The sequence below is a fragment of the Streptomyces sp. NPDC017940 genome (assembly GCF_044328435.1).
Taxonomy (GTDB): Bacteria; Actinomycetota; Actinomycetes; order Streptomycetales; family Streptomycetaceae; genus Streptomyces.
The window spans coordinates 602,030-620,541 of the sequence record NZ_JBIRHJ010000005.1; the positions used below are offsets into that span (position 1 = coordinate 602,030).

The window sequence follows — 18,512 nt, forward strand, 5'->3', positions numbered from 1 at the left end:
GATCCGCCGGGCCGCATCCGGTGACCGCGCCCCGGCGGCGCCCCTGTGTCCCTGACACCCCCGGTACCCCTGGTACCCCTGTTCCCGCGGGCGACCGCGGGAACAGGGGGAGAGCTCACTGCCGAACCCTCCCGGGAGCAGATCGGTCGCGAACCCTCTGCGGCACCGGGTTTCCAGATTGCGCAGGTCTATCCTGTCTACTCCTGTCTATTCATTTCTCCCCTGATGTGCCGTGCCGGCGCCCTCCGCCGTGCCCGTCCTGCGTACCGCGAGGGCCAGGGTGTCGTCGGCGTGCAGTATCACCGCGTGCATCTCCTTGGCGATCTCCCCGGTCAGCCGCGTCGCGGACAGGCCCGCGTGGCGGCGCGCGGCCGCCCTGAGCCTGGCCTCGCCCTCCAGGGGATCCCTGCGGCTCTCGGTGAGGCCGTCGGTGTACAGCAGCAGGAGGTCACCGGGTTCGAGGCGTGTCCTGCGGACCTCCTCGCTGCCGGGCAGGGGGAAGCCGATGCCCCGGCCCGGGGTGTCGAGGAACGCGGTATCGCCGTCGCGGCGGACGAGCAGTGCCGGCGGGTGGCTGCCGTTGGCGAGGTGGACGTCGCCGGTCGCGGGGTCCACGCGGGCCAGCAGGACGGTCGCCATGATGTCCGGGTCGAACGGTGTGAGGGCCGCGTTCGCACGGGCCACGATCGACTTCAGGGCGTGGCCCTCGAGGGCGAGGGTGCGCACGGCATGGGTCACGGTCAGCGCGCTGCGGGTGCTGCGGACGCCGTGGCCGAGGGCGTCGACGACCGTGATGTGGACGGTGCCGTCGGGCAGGACGAACCAGTCGTAGAGGTCACCGCCGGTGGGGGCCTCGGTGTCGGCGGGGGCGTAGTGCACGCCGAGTTCGACGCCGGCCACGTCGAGGACCGGCGGCCGCAGCGCGTCCTCCAGTTCCCGCAGGACCCGGCCGTGGGCGCGGCGCAGCTCCTGGTCGCGCTCGTCGAGCTGGACGTAGAGGGCGAGCACACCGTTGTTGGTCTCGGAGAGCTCGTGCTTCAGGAGGCGGTGTTCCGCCTTGAGCGCGTCGATCTGCGCGAGGGCGACGCCCAGTTCCTTCAGGAGCATCTCGCTCTCGTCCGTGGGGTCCGAGGGCTCCGTCGTCGCCGCCGCGGCGGACCGCCCGGGTCGCACGGCGCGCCCGTCCTGCGCGGAACGGGGGTGCGGCGCGCGGCCGACCGCCGCTCCCCTTCGGCCGGTCCCTTCCGGCCGGGCGGCCCCTTCTGCCCGGTCGGTCGGCTCGGACCGGTCGTTCCGGTCGGCCAGGGCCAGGGGGATCCGCCACGTGACCGTACGCGGTGACGTGCTGTGGGCAGCGAGCGGCAGCTCGCCCGCCGCGGGGGCGTCGGCGTCGCAGTCGGGCCGGTCGAGCGTGACGACGAGCACGCTCCGCTGTCCGTCGGCGCACCGCTCCCTGCTGGCGCTGAGGGCTACCGTCCGATCGGCGCCGATGGCCGGTTCGGCGACGATGGTGGCGGCGAGCGCGAGCCGGGCCCGTACCTCCGTGTCGACGTGGTGGTCGGCGGCGAGCATGCGCACGGCCTGTCTGAGCGCGGGCAGCGTCCGCAGGTCGGTGGCGGTCATCGGGGCCTCTGCAAGGGTTGTTTGACGACGAGGACGGTCGCGTCGTCGCGGGAGCGGCGGTGTCCGTGGACGAGGGCGGTGGCAAGCAGGGGCGGCGGCAGCCGCAGCACGAAGGGGTCGGGGGCCCGCGCCCACCGTGCGTCGACGCCGTCGGTGTGCAGCACGGCCGTGGCGCCGGGGGGCGCGGCGATGCGGCGGACCTGCGGCGTCGGCATGTTCCAGCCGACGACGCCCGGCTGGCCGCTGAGCTGGGGTCCGACCTCGTCGGCGGACAGCAGGACCGCGCGTACGTTGCCCACACCGCAGTAGAGGACGTCGCCGTCGTGCAGCCGCAGCACCCCGACAGCGGCGCCCCTGGAGTGGCGCAGGGCGCGGTTCGTGGCGCCGAGCAGGGCGGGCAGCTCGGCGTCGGGTGTCCGGTGGAAGCAGCGCAGGGCGAGCTGGGCGGCTTCCTGCGCCTGCGCCCCGTGGCCGAGGCCGTCGACAACGAAGGCGGTCAGGCCGTTCTCGCCCGTGGCGGTGGCGGAGGCGTCGCCGCAGTGTTCCTCGCCCTCGGCGGGCAGCCGCAGCGAGCCGACGGGCCGGGCGGCGGCGGGATCGGACAGGAGCCGGGCGCAGACGAGGGTGCCGTGGTGCTGCCTGGTGCGGATGGTGAACGAGGTCGCGATGCGGCTGACGGCGCCGAGGCCCGCGCCGAGCGAGTTGGTGGTGGTGTAGCCGTCGGCCAGGCACCGCTCCAGTTCGCCCATGCCGGGGCCGCGGTCGGCGGCGAGGATCTCGATGCCCTCACCCGGGGTGAGCGGCTGGAGGTAGAGGCTGCCGCCGCTGGCGTGTTTGGCGATGTTGCTGGCGAGTTCGGAGGCGACGACGGCGGCACGGTCGGGCATGGCACCGGGCAGCCCGCACCGCCGGGCGAGGGTACGGGCCGTGGCGGCGGCGAGGTGCACGGCGCTGAAGTGGTCGATGGGGACGGCCCTGGTGGGCTCCGCGAGAGGGGCGCCCGACGGGTCGTGGGTCATGGGGCGCGCCTGTTGTTCCAGCGGGTGGCGGTGACGACGGTGCCGCGCCCGGCGGCGGAGCTGAGCGTGAACTCGTCCATGAGGCGGCGGGCGCCGCCCAGACCGTGGCCGAGGCCCGCCCCGGTGGTGAACCCGTCGGTGAAGGCCTTCTCGATGTCGTCGATGCCGGGCCCGTCGTCCTCGACGGTCAGCCGGACGCCGGTGGTGCCGAGCCTGCGGACGATGTCGAGGGTGAGGGTGCCGCCGCCCCCGTGGACGTAGGCGTTGCGGGCCAGTTCGCTCGCGGCGGTGACGACGCGGGTCTGGTCGACGATGCCGAATCCGGCGTGCAGGGTCGCGGCCCGCACCGCGTGCCGGATGCTGAGCAGATCCTCCTCGCTGGCCACCGGGTGGGTGCTGGAGTCCGTGGCGTGATGCGCCGGCGCGACCTCGTCGGCGCGCTGCGGCGCCCGCGTCGTGCCTGCGTGGGATCGGGTCATCGCGCCTCCCCGGCACGCGCGGGGGCGGTCCTGTGCCAGCCGAGTGCGGTCAGGCCCTGCTCGGCGCTGAGGGCCGTCTCCACGCCGGACAGCTCGATGCCGAGCTCGACCAGCGTGATGGCGACGGGCGGCCGCATGCCCGCCACGATGACACGGGCACCCAGCAGCCGCGCCGTCGTGGTGAGGTGCGTCAGCATGCGGGCCACGAAGGAGTCGATCAGCTCGAGGCGGGAGATGTCGATCAGTACGCCGCGGGCGCCCGTGGAGCTGATGGTCTCGGTCAGCTCCTCGGTGAACGCCATCGCCGACTTGTCGTCGAGCTCGTTCAACAGGCCGCTGACCAGGACGTCCCCGAGCTGGAGGATCGGGACACCGGCGGCGGGGCGGCCGTTCACCGGCCGTCAGCTCCGTCGGGGCCCGGCGCATCGGTGATCTTGATGGCGGCGGCGAGGGCGTCGGCCAGGGTCGCACGGGTCAGGATCGTGGACAGGTCGATGCCGAGCTGGGCGATGGTCTGCGCGATGGGCGGCCGGATGCCGCTGATGACGCAGTCGGCGCCCATCAGGCGGACCGCCTTCACGGTCTGCATCAGATGCTGTGCCACGGCCGTGTCGACGGTGGGGACACCGGTGATGTCGATGATGGCGACCAGCGCCTCGTCGTCCTGGATGGCCTGGAGCAGGTTCTCCATCACGACCTGGGTGCGCGCGGTGTCCAGGGTGCCGATGAGCGGGACGGCGAGTACCTGGCGCCACAGGCGGACGACGGGCGTGGACATCTCGAGGAGCTGGTGGCTCTGGCGGCGGATGATGGCTTCGCGGCCCTCGACGTACACCTCGAAGGAGAGCGCGCCCGCGACGTCCAGGAGCTGGTTGATCAGGACGGCGGCGGCGAGCAGTTCGTCGCTCTCCCGGGTGGTGCCGCGCACGGACTCCAGCAGCGCCTGCTTCAGGGCGAGGACCGCGAGCGAGGTCACGGTCGGTGAGGCCCCGCCGCGCGCCCGGCGCAGCGAGAGGTCGGTCACGATGCGGTTGAGGTCCCGGTCGCTGTGGGCGAGACGGCGCACGGGCGCGTCGCCCGCGAGGGCCGCCGCGAGGGCGGCGACCAGGGCGTCCGCCTCCTCGTGCAGCTCGCTCTCCGTCAGGTCGCTGCCCAGTACGGCCTGTTCCAGCTGGAGCTGCACCCATCGGTCCGCGATGGCGTCGGCGTTCGCACGCAGCACTTCGGTCACGCGTGCCCGTGCCTCGGAGTCGACGGAGTCGCCGGTAGTCGCGGTGTCGCTGGTAGTCACAGACCAAACCTCTCGCATCCGGAGGTCCGTCCGTACAGACCTCGTGTCCTTGCACTGCCACCGTGGACCGGACCGCCGGGAGGAGCGCGCAGCGCCTCCCGCGGCCGTCCGGGCGTCTTGTTCGGCACCCGACAGTTTCCGCTCGGCAACTGTATCCATACGGCAACAATCCTGCCGTCACCGGCCCCGCGGTCCGCAAGCGCTCCCAGCTCATTGGCACTTACGAGTGGCGCGGGAACGGGCGATCGAGAACACGCGCGTGCGGTGGGTGCGCCGGGACACCGGACGACCCCCGTTCCGCGCGTTCCCTCACGCCGTCCGGGCAGGCCCTTCCGTTTCCCCCGTAACGGGCGATGTATGCATCCGCGTGGTGGGCGTCTTGTCGGCACACTCCCGGAAGCCGCTCAGGCCCTCGACCAGACAGGCGCGCGCGGGGCCCGACATCCCGGCGATCACGGCCGTCAGCGCCTTCTCGCGCCGACTGCGCAGATCGGCGAGGTACGTACGCCCGGGCCCGGTGAGGTGCAGCGTCAACTCCCGGCGGCTGACCCGGCTCTGGGTGCGCTCGACCAGGCCCAGCGCCTGCAACCGGTCGCACAACCTGCTCACCGAGGACGGGGCCGCGCCCAGCAGGCCGCCGAGCGTCCGCAGATTGATGCCGTCCTCGCGCTCCAGGACGTACAGAACCCGGAGCTGCGACGTCGAGACGGGCGCGGGCGGGACGGAGTCCCTGCCGCGCTCCCACAGCACCTCGAGGAGTTCGATCACTTCACGAGCCGCGGATGCGGCATCCTGGGGACGCCGCTGCGAGGATCCCGGGTTCACGCCCATGTCTCCACTCTCCGTATCGGCCTGGCCGGGCCTCGCAGTCCGGACGGGGGGTTGCTCCCTTTCATCCTCGTACTAGAGAAAGCCGGTGGGCAGTGGACAGATACGCGGCAGTCGGGCGCGCGTTGCGCGACGCGGCTTCTCACGAACTTCCGCAGGCGGCCCGCAAGGCGCTGAGCGAGCACTTCACCGCGACGCAGGTCGAACTCCTGATGGCCGACTACGCGATGACCATACTCCAACCGGTCCCCGCTCTCCCCTACACCACGGAACGGATTCCCGTCCACGCCAGCGCACCGGGGCGCGCGTTCGGCGCGCAGGAGCCCTATGCCGAGGACGGCGTGGCAGGCGACACCGGCGCGGTCGTCGTGCATCTGCCGGTCACCGTGCGGGGCGACCGCCTCGGTGTGCTCTCGGTCACCCTGCCCGCGGAGGTGTACTCGCCGCGGACGCTGCGGGAACTCACGCTGATCGCGGAGGCGCTCGGGCACGAGATCGTGGTCGCCGAACGCGACACGGACCTGTATGTGCAGGCCCGGCGCGTGGAGCGGCTCACCCTCGCCGCGGAGATGCAGTGGCAGCTCCTGCCGGGCCGCTCCTGCTCGCGCCGCGAGTACGATCTCGGCGGCCACCTGGAGCCCGCGTACGCCGTCTTCGGCGACAACTTCGACTGGTCGACGTCGGCCGACCACCTCACCCTCACCGTCTCCAACGGCATGGGCCAGGGCATCTCGGCGGCGCTGCTCACCAGTCTGACGGTGCACGCCCTGCGCAACGCCCGCCGTGCCGGCCTCGGCCTCGCCGACCAGGCGTGCCTCGCGGACCAGGCCGTCTACGGGCAGTACCGGGGCACCGCGCACGTCTCGGCCCTGCTGCTCCGCTTCGATCTGGCGACCGGCGAGGTGGGGGTCATCGAGGCGGGCTCGCCGAAGGTGTGGCGGCTGCGCTCGGGCAGGGTGGAGCAGATCAAGGACCTGGAGGCGCAGCTGCCGCTCGGCATGTTCGAGGACTCCCTCTACACCGAGCAGCCCTTCCGGGTCCTGCCGGGCGACCGGCTGCTGTTCGTCAGCGACGGGGTGTACGACGTGACCTCGCCCGCGGGAGAGCTCTACAGCGACCGCGAGCTGGCCAGGGCCCTGACGAACACCCGGCTGCTCCCGCCCGCGGAGGTGCCGCGCGCCGTGCTCGGGGAGCTCGCCGGACACCGCGGTGAGGTGCGGGCCGAGGACGACGCGACGGTGGTGTGCCTCGACTGGCACGGACGGCCGTGACGGCCGGGGCAGACGTGACGACCGTGGCGGACGGGACGGACGTGACGGACCGGGCGGCCGTGACGGACCGGGCGGCCGTCGCGGACGGGACGGCGTAGCAGTCCGGAAGGCCATGACGGTCTTGGTGAGCCATGGCGGCCTCGGCGGCCGCGGCCGACATGCCGCAGGCCCGGACCGTGCGGTCCGGGCCTGCGGCGAGAAGGGTGCGGATGTCGGCGGCACCCGCGAGTGGCGGGGCGGTCAGACGCCGGCGGGCATCAGGCCCGCGCGCAGGCGTCCGAGGATGCGCTTCAGGAGCCGGGACACCTGCATCTGGGAGACGCCGAGCTTCTCGCCGATCTCGGCCTGCGTCAGCTCCTCGACGAACCGCATGTGAATGATCTCGCGGTCGCGGTCGGAGAGTTCTCCGATGAGGGGCGCGAGGCTGTTGAAGTCCTCGACGAGTTCGTAGGCGGCGTCCTCAGCCCCGATGAAGTCGGCGAGGGCGGCCTCGCCCTCGTCGCTGCCGCCGCCCATGGCCAGGGCCGCGTTGAGGGAGGCGGAGGTGTAGCCGTTGGAGGCCTTGCGGGCCTCGATGACCTCTTCCTCGGACAGCGACATCAGCTCGGCGAGCTCGGCGGTCGTCGGGTCCCGGTCGAGGCGGGTCGCCAGTTCCTCGGTCGCCTTGGCGAGCTCGATCCGGGCCTCCTGGAGACGGCGCGGCACGTGCACGGCCCAGGAGGTGTCGCGGAAGAACCGCTTGATCTCCCCGACGATGTACGGCACGGCGAAGGTGGCGAACTCGACCTCGCGGGACAGGTCGAACCGGTCGATCGCCTTGATCAGGCCGATCGTGCCGACCTGGACGATGTCCTCCATCTCGTCGCCGCGGCCGCGGTAGCGCGACGCCGCGTAGCGGACGAGGGAGAGATTCATCTCGATCAGGGTGTTGCGTACGTACTGATAGTCGTGCGTGCCCTCTTCGAGGACGGCGAGCCGGTCGAAGAACTGCTTCGAGAGGACGCGTGCGTTGTGCGGCTCCACGCTCGACGGTGCTTCGATCAGCGGCAGCTCCCCCTCCGTGCAGGTCTGTGCCTTCGCCGACTGGACCTCGGACACCATCGCGGCAGCCACGCCATCCACCCCTCTCTTGACGACGCCCCCTGACACGTACAGGGGACTCGACACGCGTTTGCCCTGGCTTCCCATTCTCACACCTACTGATCCGAAACTTTTCTCAGGGCCGATCCGAGGCCCTCCGTTCCTCCCCCGTGATGCGCCCCGCCGCCAGCACGAGGCGGGCCACATCGTGGTGGAAGACGTCCTCGTGCGCGCCCAGGGGAGGCGCACCGTCGCGGACGACGGCGGAGGTGTCGACGTTGACGCAGCCCGAGCGGGGCAGCGCGTCCTCGACGAGGGCGTCGGCGAGGGTGAGCGTCGGGCACCCCTCGACGCCCTGCGCCCCGTCGTACCCGAGCGCCCCCCAGACCCGGCCGACGCCCCCCTCGGGGGGCGACTCGCCGATCAGGCGGGAGGCCAGCGGGAACAGCAGCCCCAGTTCCAGGTCGTAGTGCGAGTAACCGCACACCACCGGTCCGGCGACGCTCTCCACCACCTCCGCGAGCGCGCCGCCCCCGCGCAACTGCTGCGGCTGGTGCCCGGCGAAGGCGAAGTGCGAGAAGGCGGCCTGGAGCAGTGTCAGGGAGCCGACCCGGTGCGCGCCGTCCTTGAGGCCCCGGGCCGCGTACGCGACGAGGCGGGCGCCCGCGCCATGGCCGACGAGGTGGATCCGGGCGTCCGGCAGCTCGTCCGCGATCCGGCGGAGCGCGGGCGCGAGCCCCCTCTCCCCGATCAGTCCGGCGTGCCGTCTGATCGCGTACGACACTGCCTGGCACAGCAGCTGGTACGCGCCGTCCCACAGCCGGTCGGGGGCTTCTCCGACCTCGGACGAGCCGAAGGGCCGGGTTCGCGGCCCGAGGGGTTCCGACCGCGCCAGCCAGTCGGTCGGGGCGTCCGGCGGCCGTGGTCCCGCCGTCTCCGACTCCGTCAGCGTCCCGGACTTCGACACCGTGGGCGCCTCGGCGCCGGTGCTCGGCTGCTCGATGCGCTCCGGCCGCCGGGCGGTCCGTTCGGCTTCCTCACCGGCTTGTTCCAGGGCGTGGGCGAACCCCTCACAGACGTGCGTGGCGCTGTCGAAGAGCATCGCGGGGTCGGACTGGGGCAGCAGCCCGTCGCCGGTGTCCATGGCGTAGGCGTTCACGTCCGAGTGCAGCGGCGCCTCGACGAGACGGCGCAGCATCATGCCCACGTCGTCGACCGCGCCGAAGCGGACCGGCCGCTCGTCCAGGAGGGCGCGCAGGTCCGCGACGAGCTGCTCCGCGCCGGGGAACGTGCGGTTGAGGGCGGCCTCGGTGGCGTCGGTGAGGCGGGGCTCCGGCGGGAACCGCATGCCCGGCCAGTGCACGCTCACGAAGCCGAGGCCCTCGTGGTCGCTCACGTCGGCGAACAGGGAGCGGAAGCGGTCGTCGGTCCCTGCCGCGGTGTCCTCGTCGTTGTGTCCGGTGTGCGCGAGGACCACGAGGTCACGGACGCCCGCGGCGCGTGCCTCCGCCGCGATCCGCGCGCACTGCTTCCCGTCCCCCTCGCCGCCCTCCGCGTCGAACGTGAGCACCCAGTACGCCTGGTCGCTCGCCCGGGCTTCCCTGGAACTGCGCATGCGCTCCCCCGAACCGGTCACGGGCACTGTGCACGCAGCATCCTCGGTCCGGGCGGCGGTGGCTAGAGGGGCGCACGCGTTCGTGGGCGCGCTCCGGCGCACGACGGCGTGCCCGTCCTGACGCGCCCACTCCCCCAACCTGGGCGTCCTCACTCCCCCGGCCCGCCCGTCCGCAGGAGCTCGGCCGCCCGGCGGATCATGGCGGTGGCGCGCGGGAGGTCGCGCACCTCGCTGCGCAGGACGTCCAGGGCGTGCAGCAGGGACTCCGTCGGTATGTGGCGGGCGGTGAGGACGGCGCCGGTCCAGGACGTGGCGGTGGCGAAGAGTCCGGAGTCGTCGACGTAGAGGGCGGCGGCGAGGAAGGCGACGAGGTGGGCGACGTCCTCGGCGGTGGGCTGGTGCTGCGGCCCGGTGTGCTCCCGCAGGGCGGGGCAGCGGGCCTCGAGACCCTCCAGGGTCGCCCCCACCAGTTGCCCGGACGCCCGGCTGACCAGGGTGTACTCCTGGTCGAGCAGGTGCTTGAGCGGTGCGTCCGCCGACGGGGCCGCGGGGCGCGGCGGCGGGCCCCCGGCGAGCCTGGCGGCCGCCGAGCGGGCGTCGGCGGCCCAGAGGTCGGCGCCGAGCAGCTCGGCGTGCCGCCCGCCAGGACCGAAGGCGGCGCCGCCCGCGCACGCGGGGACGCCCACGGCCCGGCACGCGGAGATCGCCGCGTGCGCGGCGGGCAACCGGGTCGCGAGCGAGGCCGAGAGGGCCACCACGTCCGCGCCGGTGCGGTGCAGGTGGGCGACGAGGTGGGGGGTGGGGACCTGGGCGCCGAGGAAGTCGACGTGCCAGCCGCGCAGCGAGAGGACCTCGGCGAGGAGACGGGCCGGAAGGGCGTGCCACTCGCCGTCGACGCAGGCGACGGTGACGCGCGGCCGGGCCGGGCCGCCGGGCCGCGGGCGCGATCCGTCGGGGTACGGACGTGAGCCGCCGTGCGGGCCGTCGGGGTACGGGTGCGATCCGCCGCGCGAGTCGTCCGGGCACGGAGGTGATGCATCGGGGTACGGACGTGAGCCGCCGTGCGGGCCGTCTGCGTACGGATGCGAGCCCTCGGCGTACGGACGTGACCCGCCGCGCGGGCCGTCTGCGTACGGATGCGAGCCCTCGGCGTACGGACGTGACCCGCCGCGCGGGCCGTCTGCGTACGGATGCGAGCCCTCGGCGTACGGGGGTGCGTCCGCGGGAGAGCGCTGCGGGCGTGCGGTCTCGTGCGGGGAGGAGGGCTCCGGTGCGGCCACTGGGATCCCGGCAGAGCGCGGGGCGGGAGCGGGGGGCTGGGCGCCGGGGCGTGACAGTGCCGCGACGACGCGTTCGTTGATGGCGGTGGCCGCGTGTTCCTGGGCGACGGTCATGCGGTTGTCCGCCCACTCCTGGCCGACGCGGCGCTGCACGGCGCCGATCACGTCCAGGAGTACGGTCTCGGTGTCGAGGCCCGCTCGCAGCGCGGCGAAGGCGGTCCGGGCGGCGGACGGCTCGTCGCCGGTCACCACCGCGTCCCACAGTTCGTCGGCCCAGGGGCCCGCCCGGTCCTCGGGTGCGGTGGCCGTCGGTGCCATCCGGTGTACCTCCAGGGTGGGGACTGTGTGCCGGGGCGGCGCGCCTCCGGCTTCGCGGCCGGTCGCCGCTTCAGCGGGGCGCCTTCCAGGTGACGCGTACGGTCTTGCCGCCGGTGTACACATACACATCGAGCGTCGTCGTCAGTGAGGCGGCGAGCAGCATGCCCATGCCCCCGGTGCCGCCCTCGGTGTCGGGGACGCGCGGCGCCGGGGGCCGCGCGCTGGCGTCGTCGATGTCCGCGACCAGGCCGTCGTCGTGGCCGTGCATCCTGAGCCGCCACCAGCCCGTGGCGTGCCGGAAGGCGTTGGTGCACAGCTCCGACACGACGAGCGCGACGTCGGCGGCGTCCACGGCGGGACAGCGCAGGGCCGCGTAGGCGCGGGCCGCCCGGCGGGCCACGCCGATGCCGGAGTCCGTCGCCTCCACGACCAGGAGCGCGGGCCGGTCCCCGGCCACGGGCCGCCACCTCCCCCGGACCGCCCCTCGGGCACACATCGAGCAGGCCTCGGTGACACCGTGGGCCGCGTCGCGCGCGGCCACGTCCGGGGAGTGCGTCATGGCGCGCACGCCTCCTCCAGGGAGCCGCAGACCTGGAAGTGCCCGAGGGTCCCGCTGACCCGCAGCAGCTCGTGCAGCTGTTTCGGGATCGGGCCGAGGAGCCGCATGTCGTGTCTGCGGCGGGTCCGGATGAGGATGTTGAGCATCGTGGAGTCCGCGAACTCCAGACGCGTCACGTCCAGTACCAGGCGGAGTCTCAAGGGCCTTGTCTCCAGAGCGAGTTCGATGTCGGGCTCGTACTCGACGTCCATCTCGCCGACGACGGCCACCACGCACACACCACTCCGGTCGTCGACGTGCACCTCCACCGAGCACTGGGCCGCCGCGTCATCCTGCGTCCACTGCATGGGGACAGTGTCGACCCCTCGGGCCCGCTGCGCCCCGGCCATCTCCCCATGGGGGAGGCCTCGAATTCCCGTCCGGCGGTAGGGGTCCTTCCGCTTGTCGGGTCAGGGCTTCAGCGCGGTCTCCGGGGCACGGGGCGCGGCGATGACCATCAGGGCCATGTCGTCGTGGTGCCGTCCGCCGAGCCAGTCGGCGACGAGCATCTGCACGCGTTCGACCATCGCCTCCGGCGGCTTCCCCGCGTACTCCGCGAGGGCGGCGCGCAGCCGTTCCTCGCCGAACCGGCCGGTGCCGAGCGGGCCGCCCTTGGCCTCGGTGACACCGTCGGAGTAGAGCAGGCAGGCGTCCCCGGGCAGCAGCGTGGCGTGGTGGGTGTGCGAGGTCACCTCGGGCAGGGCGCCGACCAGGGTGCCGTGCGTCGGGGCCGCGACGACGCCGCCGTCGAGCCGCACGACGAGGGGCGGCGGATGGCCCGCGCTGGTGAGGCGGAGCGCGACGGTGTCGCCGCGGCGCCTCGCGGAGGCGAGGACGAGGGTGGCGAAGCGGCTGTGCCGGGTGCCGAGCAGGGCGGAGTTCAGTACCCGCAGCAGCCGTCCGTGGTCGGGCTCGACGAGGTGCAGGGCGCGCAGGGTGCTGCGGATCCTGCCGGTGAGGACGGCCGCCTCCAGGCCCTTGCCGCACACGTCACCGAGGACCACATGGGTCTCGCCGCCGTCCTCGGCCGCGGGGCTGATGTCGAAGAAGTCGCCGCCCACGTCGAGTTCGCCGTGCGCGGGACGGTACCCGCCCGCGTACTCGACGCCGTCGACGCGCCGCAGCCCGGGCGGGAGGAGGTCCTGCGCGAGGAGTTCGACCACGGCCGTGTGATCGCCGCGGAGCCTGGCCGTGTCCAGGGCCGCGCCCGCACGCGCGGCGAAGACTCGGACGAAGGCCTCCTCGTCCTCGCTGAAGGGTTCCGCGCCCGCCGCGCGCAGCAGGACCAGGGCACCGACGGACCCACCGCCACCCGGCAGGCACGCGACCATCAGCGCCCCGACACCGCCACCGACCCGGACACCGATGGGCTCCGTAGCCCCCGCGGCCCCCGTCGCCCCCACCACTCCCTCCTCCCCCGCCGCTCCCGAGAACACCGCCGCCCCCGAGATCGCCGACGCCAGCCACCCCGGCAGCGCGCCCGGGTCCAGCCAACGCGAGGGAACGGGCGGAAACCCCTCCAGTGCCTCCGCGAGGCCCGGTACCTCAGCGGCGTCACCGGCGAGCCGCCCGTGCGTGACCTCCCCGTCGCGCACGGCGGCGGCGAAGGGCAGGCCCGTGCCCCGGGCCACGCCGACGACCACGGCGGCGTCCGCGAGGTGCCTGGCGGCGAGCAGGGCAGCGTTCGCCCTGCATCCGCGCAGGTCGAGGCAGCCGGACAGCTGGCGTGAGGCATCCGCGAGCAGCCGGGCCCGGTCCCGCTCCGCGCGCAGTGCCCGGCGCACGGAACCCGGCCCCGTCTCGTCGTGCAGCCACCACAGCACGTCGTCCCGCTCACCCGCGGCGGCCTCGGCGCGCACCGCCCGGCCCGCCACACTGCCCGCCGCCGCACGGTCGCGGCGGGCATGGGCCTCCGCCAACCACAGCGGAGCGTGCCGCGCCAGTTCGGTACCGGCCGACACGCCGGGGAAGAGGGCCCGCGCCGCGGGGTTGGCCCACCGGACGCGGCCGTCGGCGCCCGCGAGCAGGAGAGGCCAGGGCGCGGCCTCGAGGGCGGAGCCCACCGCCCGTGTGGTGCGCTGCCCGGACTGGATGCTGGTGGCTCGCCTCACATGCCGGAACACCGTGCTCCCGGCACGGATCCCCTCACCCTCTCGCTGCTCGGACGGTCCTCGCGCCCGCTGCCCGGATTCGGCCCCGCGCGCGTGCGCCGTGCACGCCCGACCATCCTCCTGGCGGCGGACTCGGCACAACCCGCGCACCGGGTTCCGCGGCACTCACCAGGCTCGGCGCCACCGAAACCAACTATCCGGACGACGCGTCGAACCCCTCTTCGAATGCGAGCACACCACCAGGCGAAAGGGTTGTACGCGACGCACGTGGTGATCAACACAACAATGAAGATGCCGTGAAGGCGTAAAGTCATCGCGTTCACATCACTTGCCGGGCAGCACTTCTGACCCGGTGTCATCCCGTGGGGGGATCCATGCACCACCGCACCCGCATCGCCGTGCTCAGCTCGGCCCTGGCCGTGGCCGTGGCGGGCTTCGCCGCCCCCGTCGCCCTCGCCGCCCCGGCCGAGGACGTCACCATCGACAAGGTCATCACGAACGGCGGCAAGCCGGTCGCGCTCGGCACCACCGCAGGGAAGACCTTCAGCGTCTCCGTGACCACGACGGACGACTCGGGCATCAAGAGCGCCGACATCACGCTGTTCGGCCCCAACTCCGCCATGGCCACGCCGAACGGCAACGTGAAGTGCGTGGCGGCCGGTACGACGTCGACGTGCACCGCGAAGTTCACGCTCGACCCGGACACGGACTTCTACGACAACAGCCCGGCCGGCACGTGGTACGTCGACGCCCTGGTGACCGCGAACGACGACGACACAAAGTGGGCCGAGAAGGCCGGCAAGTTCAAGGTGCAGCGCCAGGCCAAGCTCACGGTGAACGCCTCGCCCGAGCCCATCAAGAAGGGCAAGACGCTCACCGTCACCGGCGCGCTGACCCGCGCCAACTGGGAGACGCACAAGTACGCGGGCTACACCAACCAGTCCGTGAAGCTGGAGTTCAAGAAGAAGGGCGCCCCGTCCTACGCCGCCGTCAAGACGGTGAAGAGCGACAACAAGGGCAACCTGAAGACCACGGTCAAGGCCTCCACCGACGGCACCTACCGCTGGGCCTTCGCCGAGAACTCCACGACCACCGGAGTCAACGCGACCGGCGACTTCGTCGACGTACGCTGAAGCACCGGTCCGTGCGCGAACGGAGCAGTACGCGAGCAGGGGCCGAGCCACGCTCAACGGCGCGGGCAGTAGCCCAGTTCGGGCAGTAGCCCGCCTCGGGCGGTAAGCACCTTCGTACGACTTCACACGGCTTCGCACGGTTTCCTACGACGCGGCGCCGGTCGGGCCTTCGGGCCTCGACCGGCGCCGCTTCCGTCTCTGCTCCGTTTCTGCTCCACCTCCGCTTCCGTCTCCGTTCCCGTCTCGACCCCCGCCTGCGCTCCCGGCATCGGACCACAACACCCGCCGCGCCCGGCTCCGTTCGACGCTCTTGACGCGAACACAGCGATCGGTATGGTCTAGTCCAACGAAGCGGAATCTCGTCGGCCGGCGGGCACCCGCGTGCCCACACCCACCGTCCGGCCCGTCACGGCCCGCGCTCCGGCACGCGGACCACCCCCCCCCACCCCGCACCGTCGCACCGCCGATCTTCGGCGTCCCCCCATGGAGTGAGCCATGCGATCTCGCGTACTCGGACTTGTCACCGCCACCGCCTCCGCGGCCGCACTGCTGACCTTCGCCTCACCGGCGTCGGCCGAGAAGTCCGCGAGCCCGGCCGAGCCGGTGTCCGGCAAGGCGGCCGCCGCCTTCGTCGTCAGCGAGGCCCAGTTCAACCAGATGTTCCCGAACCGGAATCGGTTCTACACGTACAGCGGCCTCACGGCGGCACTCGGCGCCTACCCCGGGTTCACCCAGACGGGCAGCGCCACCGTGCGCAAGCAGGAGGCCGCGGCCTTCCTCGCCAACGTCAGCCACGAGACCGGCGGTCTGGTCCACGTCGTGGAGCAGAACACCGCGAACTACCCGCACTACTGCGACCGGACGCAGCCCTACGGCTGTCCCGCGGGACACGACAAGTACTACGGCCGCGGCCCCATCCAGCTGAGCTGGAACTTCAACTACAAGGCGGCGGGCGACGCCCTGGGCATCGACCTGCTGCGCAACCCCGACCTGGTGCAGAACAACTCGGCCGTCGCCTGGAAGACCGGCCTGTGGTACTGGAACACCCAGAAGGGCCCCGGCACCATGACGCCGCACGACGCCATGGTCAACGGCCGCGGCTTCGGTGAGACCATCCGCTCCATCAACGGCAGCCTGGAGTGCAACGGCGGCAACCCGGGCCAGGTCCAGAGCCGCATCACCAAGTACAAGCAGTTCACCCAGGCACTCGGCGTCGCCCCGGGCAACAACCTCAGCTGCTGACGAGGCCGACGGCGACACCCGCACGACACCCGCGAGCACGAGCTGATCGGGCGGGCCGAACAGGGTGTCGCCGTGCGCGTCGACGCCCCGGCGCGTCAGTTCGACGAGCACCGGACAGTCGTCGAACTTCTGTACGTCGACGACCTCGCGCCACGGACAGCTCCCGGCCGCCGGTCACCGCGGGCACGAGTGAGTCCTCGCGGTGGTGCGGGCCCGGCGGTGGATCCCGTCCCGGCCGATCCAAGGACCGAACGGGGCGGGAAGGGAGCCCCCGCCCGGGATCTGTAACCTGCGTCACACGGGCGCCGCGGTGCCCCGACGGGGACATATCGGTCGCGGGGCACGGCTCGACCTGGCATATCGTCATCTGAGATGGGGTGGCCGAGAACCAGGGCGGACACCGATCAATCGGTGAACAGGGGTAGTTGGCCGGGTGAAATCCGCGCGACGATGACCCCATGACCGCGGCACAACGCGCCATGACCGCACTCGCGTCGTGGCCGAACCTGGTAAGCGGCGCTCCTCGGTGCGCTGTCGGACGCTCCTTCGGCATCGCGGGGGCGCCCGAGACCCTGGCCTACGAACTCGTCCACTTCCACTCCGACGCCGCGGCGGACGTGTGCCTGACCCGGGCCGCCGTGGACCGGCTGCGCCCGCAGCTGGCCGGAAGCACGGCGATCCGCATGCGTCCCGGCGCGTCCTGGATCACCGTGCTGCTCGACTGCGACGTCGATGTCGCGCTCCTGCTCACCCTCGTCAGCGTCGGGCTCAAGGCCCACGACGACGCCTGCGCCGCGGCGTTCCGCGCGGACCGCGACAGCGCGTTCGCCGGGCGTCCGGCTCCGCCCTGCGACTGGGAACCGGCCGCCCTGCGCCTCCCGGCGCCGAAGATCCCCGCCCCCGCGGGGCCACCCGCTGCGGAACGCCGCGGCTTCCTCGCCGCGGTCGGGCGGCTGATCCCGCACGGCCACTGAACGTGGGCCGGGGACGGCGACCCCCGGCCCACGGACGGAGCATCGACTTCACGCCATCCGACCCGCCCGCGCCCTCGCGTCGGCCCCCCGCGCGACGCCTCCCAGGTCACCGCACCGGGTGATTCCCCGTTCGTATGATCACCGGTGACCTTTTGATCTGCTCGGTCGTTGGGCCAGGGGAGTGTCATGGGGGACCCCATCGGAGCGAGGTCGAGGAGCGGGCGATGAAGAGCAGTCGGAAACACCGGACCATCCGTACGGCGCTGGCGGCGGCGGTGTGCGCCGCGCCCCTCGCCCTGACGAACGACGTGGCGCACGCCGACGAGACCCACCACAGCGGCTCGCACACCGCGCCGGTCGTGGCCCTGATCAGCACCGGCCAGATCGACGACCCGCTGGAGGACGTCCTCGAGCACACCCTCCTGTTCGGCGACGGATACCGCTGGGGCTGAGCCACTTCCAGCCGCATTACTTCCAGCCGCATCGCGTACGGCGGCATCACTTCCAGCCGTACGCGTACGCCGTGACCCATGTGATCTCCAGCTGCGCGCTGCTGCCCGGGGCGGCCGTCGGGCCCTCCAGGGCGCTCTCGTTCTGCATGACCCAGGACAGGGGGTGGTCCGGCACCTCGCGGGTGTCCTGGCCGACCTGGCGGCCGTCGACGAAGAAGCGGACCTGCCCCGGGGTCCACTCCGTCGACACGGTGTGCCACTCGGTCCAGTCGTCGGCGCCGTGGAACGAACCCTGCTCACCGCCGCCGCACGGATGGTGGAAGGCGCTGAGGGAACCCGTCCACTCGCCCTCGGGGTGGTCCATCTCGCAGCCGCCGCCGTAGTGCAGCCAAGCCGACTTGTAGCCCGGCGACGCATCGGTGACCCTGATGCGAGCGCTGTACTTGCCGTACTTCATCTGCATCACGGCACGCGGTACGACAGCCGCCGCGTGCACGGGCCCGCCGTCGTCGGGACGCCACATCCGGATGCGCATCCGGCCGTCGCCGTTCGCCGCAGGCCCGACGCTCACCGTGTCCTCCGGGTGGTAGACACCCACGACGGAACGGCCCCGGTCGTTGGCGGTGTCGCGCCACCCCGTCGGGTACGCCCACCAGTTGTCGCGGTACGCGCCGCGCAGCCCGGCGCAGTACGCGGCGGACGTGTCGACATGGTGATCGCAGTCGCTGAACGAGCCGAGCGGCACCCGGTCGCCGTCGAAGTCCTCGGCCAGGACCTGCCAGAACGGGCCGCAGTCGCCCCGCGGCAGCGCGGTGGCCGCGGTGCGGCAGGCATCGGCCGAGCGCGGGGCCCCGTCGGCCCGCGGGATGCCGAACAGAACCCCCAGCAAGGTGGCGCCCAGAGCGGCGAACAGTATGGGTCTGCGCGTGCGTGCGGCTGCGTGTGTGCCCATCGCGGTGCCTTCACTCCCGTCCGACGGCGGTGCGGCAAGGTGCACCGAAGGACTGGGCATCCTCCCCGTACGGGAGGCGAGATCGCCATACCTCTGCGGCCCCCGTTGCGGGTGGGATCCGCCCGCAGCGAGGCGTTCCGGCCCGCACACCGGAGCGTTGCAGGCGGCCCGCCTGATCCTCGACACGCGGGAGCGGGCCGCCTCAGCGAGCGGGTGCTTCAGCGAGCGGGCCGCACGGGGCCGGGG

At 73.0% G+C, this 18,512-nt stretch carries 18 protein-coding genes; 5 read left to right on the forward strand and 13 right to left on the reverse strand.

The genetic code is table 11. The annotated features are described in order from the left end of the window. Window positions 1-207: 207 nt before the first annotated feature. From ACH4DX_RS20750 to ACH4DX_RS20775, 6 genes are all read right to left on the reverse strand, one after another. Window positions 208-1,623: a PP2C family protein-serine/threonine phosphatase gene (locus tag ACH4DX_RS20750; RefSeq protein WP_398156179.1), complete on the reverse strand. Its 1,416-nt coding sequence runs from the start codon at window positions 1,621-1,623 to the stop codon at window positions 208-210. Next, the gene (locus ACH4DX_RS20755; protein ID WP_398156180.1) at window positions 1,620-2,642 is read right to left on the reverse strand and encodes a SpoIIE family protein phosphatase; all 1,023 of its coding nucleotides are present in this window, start codon (window positions 2,640-2,642) and stop codon (window positions 1,620-1,622) included. The genes ACH4DX_RS20750 and ACH4DX_RS20755 overlap by 4 nt, the downstream gene beginning before the upstream one ends. Further along, window positions 2,639-3,121: an anti-sigma regulatory factor gene (locus tag ACH4DX_RS20760; protein ID WP_398123004.1), complete on the reverse strand. Its 483-nt coding sequence runs from the start codon at window positions 3,119-3,121 to the stop codon at window positions 2,639-2,641. The genes ACH4DX_RS20755 and ACH4DX_RS20760 overlap by 4 nt, the downstream gene beginning before the upstream one ends. After that, window positions 3,118-3,516 carry an STAS domain-containing protein gene (locus ACH4DX_RS20765; protein WP_398123005.1) on the reverse strand — a complete coding sequence of 133 codons (399 nt, stop codon included), beginning with the start codon at window positions 3,514-3,516 and terminating at the stop codon, window positions 3,118-3,120. The genes ACH4DX_RS20760 and ACH4DX_RS20765 overlap by 4 nt, the downstream gene beginning before the upstream one ends. Next, a complete protein-coding gene (locus ACH4DX_RS20770) occupies window positions 3,513-4,343 on the reverse strand; it encodes an STAS domain-containing protein (protein ID WP_398123024.1) in 831 nt (276 codons plus the stop codon). Before ACH4DX_RS20770 ends, ACH4DX_RS20765 begins: the two co-directional genes overlap by 4 nt. A 378-nt stretch (window positions 4,344-4,721) precedes the next feature. Further along, entirely contained in the window at window positions 4,722-5,243 is a 522-nt protein-coding gene (locus ACH4DX_RS20775; protein WP_398123006.1) for a MarR family winged helix-turn-helix transcriptional regulator, read from the reverse strand. A gap of 92 nt (window positions 5,244-5,335) precedes the next feature. Between ACH4DX_RS20775 and ACH4DX_RS20780 the strand changes: the two genes are divergently transcribed. Further along, entirely contained in the window at window positions 5,336-6,511 is a 1,176-nt protein-coding gene (locus tag ACH4DX_RS20780; protein WP_398156181.1) for a PP2C family protein-serine/threonine phosphatase, read from the forward strand. A 240-nt stretch (window positions 6,512-6,751) separates the two neighbouring features. Here ACH4DX_RS20780 and ACH4DX_RS20785 read toward each other — a convergent pair whose 3' ends face one another. From ACH4DX_RS20785 to ACH4DX_RS20810, 6 genes are all read right to left on the reverse strand, one after another. Continuing rightward, a complete protein-coding gene (locus ACH4DX_RS20785; RefSeq protein WP_398123025.1) occupies window positions 6,752-7,612 on the reverse strand; it encodes an RNA polymerase sigma factor SigF in 861 nt (286 codons plus the stop codon). Between the two features lie 115 nt (window positions 7,613-7,727). Continuing rightward, the gene (locus ACH4DX_RS20790) at window positions 7,728-9,206 is read right to left on the reverse strand and encodes a serine-threonine protein kinase (RefSeq protein ID WP_398156182.1); all 1,479 of its coding nucleotides are present in this window, start codon (window positions 9,204-9,206) and stop codon (window positions 7,728-7,730) included. 149 nt (window positions 9,207-9,355) lie between these two features. Further along, window positions 9,356-10,804 (reverse strand): B12-binding domain-containing protein, encoded by a 1,449-nt coding sequence (locus ACH4DX_RS20795; protein WP_398156183.1) that lies wholly within the window; start codon window positions 10,802-10,804, stop codon window positions 9,356-9,358. A 70-nt stretch (window positions 10,805-10,874) separates the two neighbouring features. Beyond that, window positions 10,875-11,363: an ATP-binding protein gene (locus tag ACH4DX_RS20800; protein WP_398156184.1), complete on the reverse strand. Its 489-nt coding sequence runs from the start codon at window positions 11,361-11,363 to the stop codon at window positions 10,875-10,877. Next, on the reverse strand, window positions 11,360-11,710 hold the full coding sequence (locus ACH4DX_RS20805) for an STAS domain-containing protein (protein WP_398156185.1): 351 nt from the start codon (window positions 11,708-11,710) through the stop codon (window positions 11,360-11,362). Before ACH4DX_RS20805 ends, ACH4DX_RS20800 begins: the two co-directional genes overlap by 4 nt. Window positions 11,711-11,812: 102 nt before the next feature. Next, complete coding sequence (locus ACH4DX_RS20810; protein WP_398156186.1) at window positions 11,813-13,513, reverse strand: PP2C family protein-serine/threonine phosphatase; 1,701 nt, start codon at window positions 13,511-13,513, stop codon at window positions 11,813-11,815. A 374-nt stretch (window positions 13,514-13,887) separates the two neighbouring features. On the opposite strand from ACH4DX_RS20810, the gene ACH4DX_RS20815 reads away from it, so the two are divergent. From ACH4DX_RS20815 to ACH4DX_RS20830, 4 genes are all read left to right on the forward strand, one after another. Next, the gene (locus tag ACH4DX_RS20815; RefSeq protein WP_398156187.1) at window positions 13,888-14,646 is read left to right on the forward strand and encodes a calcium-binding protein; all 759 of its coding nucleotides are present in this window, start codon (window positions 13,888-13,890) and stop codon (window positions 14,644-14,646) included. Between the two features lie 495 nt (window positions 14,647-15,141). After that, window positions 15,142-15,888 (forward strand): chitinase, encoded by a 747-nt coding sequence (locus ACH4DX_RS20820; RefSeq protein WP_398123313.1) that lies wholly within the window; start codon window positions 15,142-15,144, stop codon window positions 15,886-15,888. A 458-nt stretch (window positions 15,889-16,346) separates the two neighbouring features. After that, entirely contained in the window at window positions 16,347-16,862 is a 516-nt protein-coding gene (locus ACH4DX_RS20825; RefSeq protein WP_398156188.1) for a luciferase family protein, read from the forward strand. 224 nt (window positions 16,863-17,086) lie between these two features. Further along, on the forward strand, window positions 17,087-17,314 hold the full coding sequence (locus ACH4DX_RS20830) for a hypothetical protein (RefSeq protein ID WP_398123311.1): 228 nt from the start codon (window positions 17,087-17,089) through the stop codon (window positions 17,312-17,314). Between the two features lie 46 nt (window positions 17,315-17,360). Here ACH4DX_RS20830 and ACH4DX_RS20835 read toward each other — a convergent pair whose 3' ends face one another. Further along, window positions 17,361-18,266, reverse strand: coding sequence for a glycoside hydrolase family 16 protein (locus ACH4DX_RS20835; protein ID WP_398156189.1), 906 nt, complete (start codon window positions 18,264-18,266; stop codon window positions 17,361-17,363). Between the last annotated feature and the right edge of the window lie 246 nt (window positions 18,267-18,512).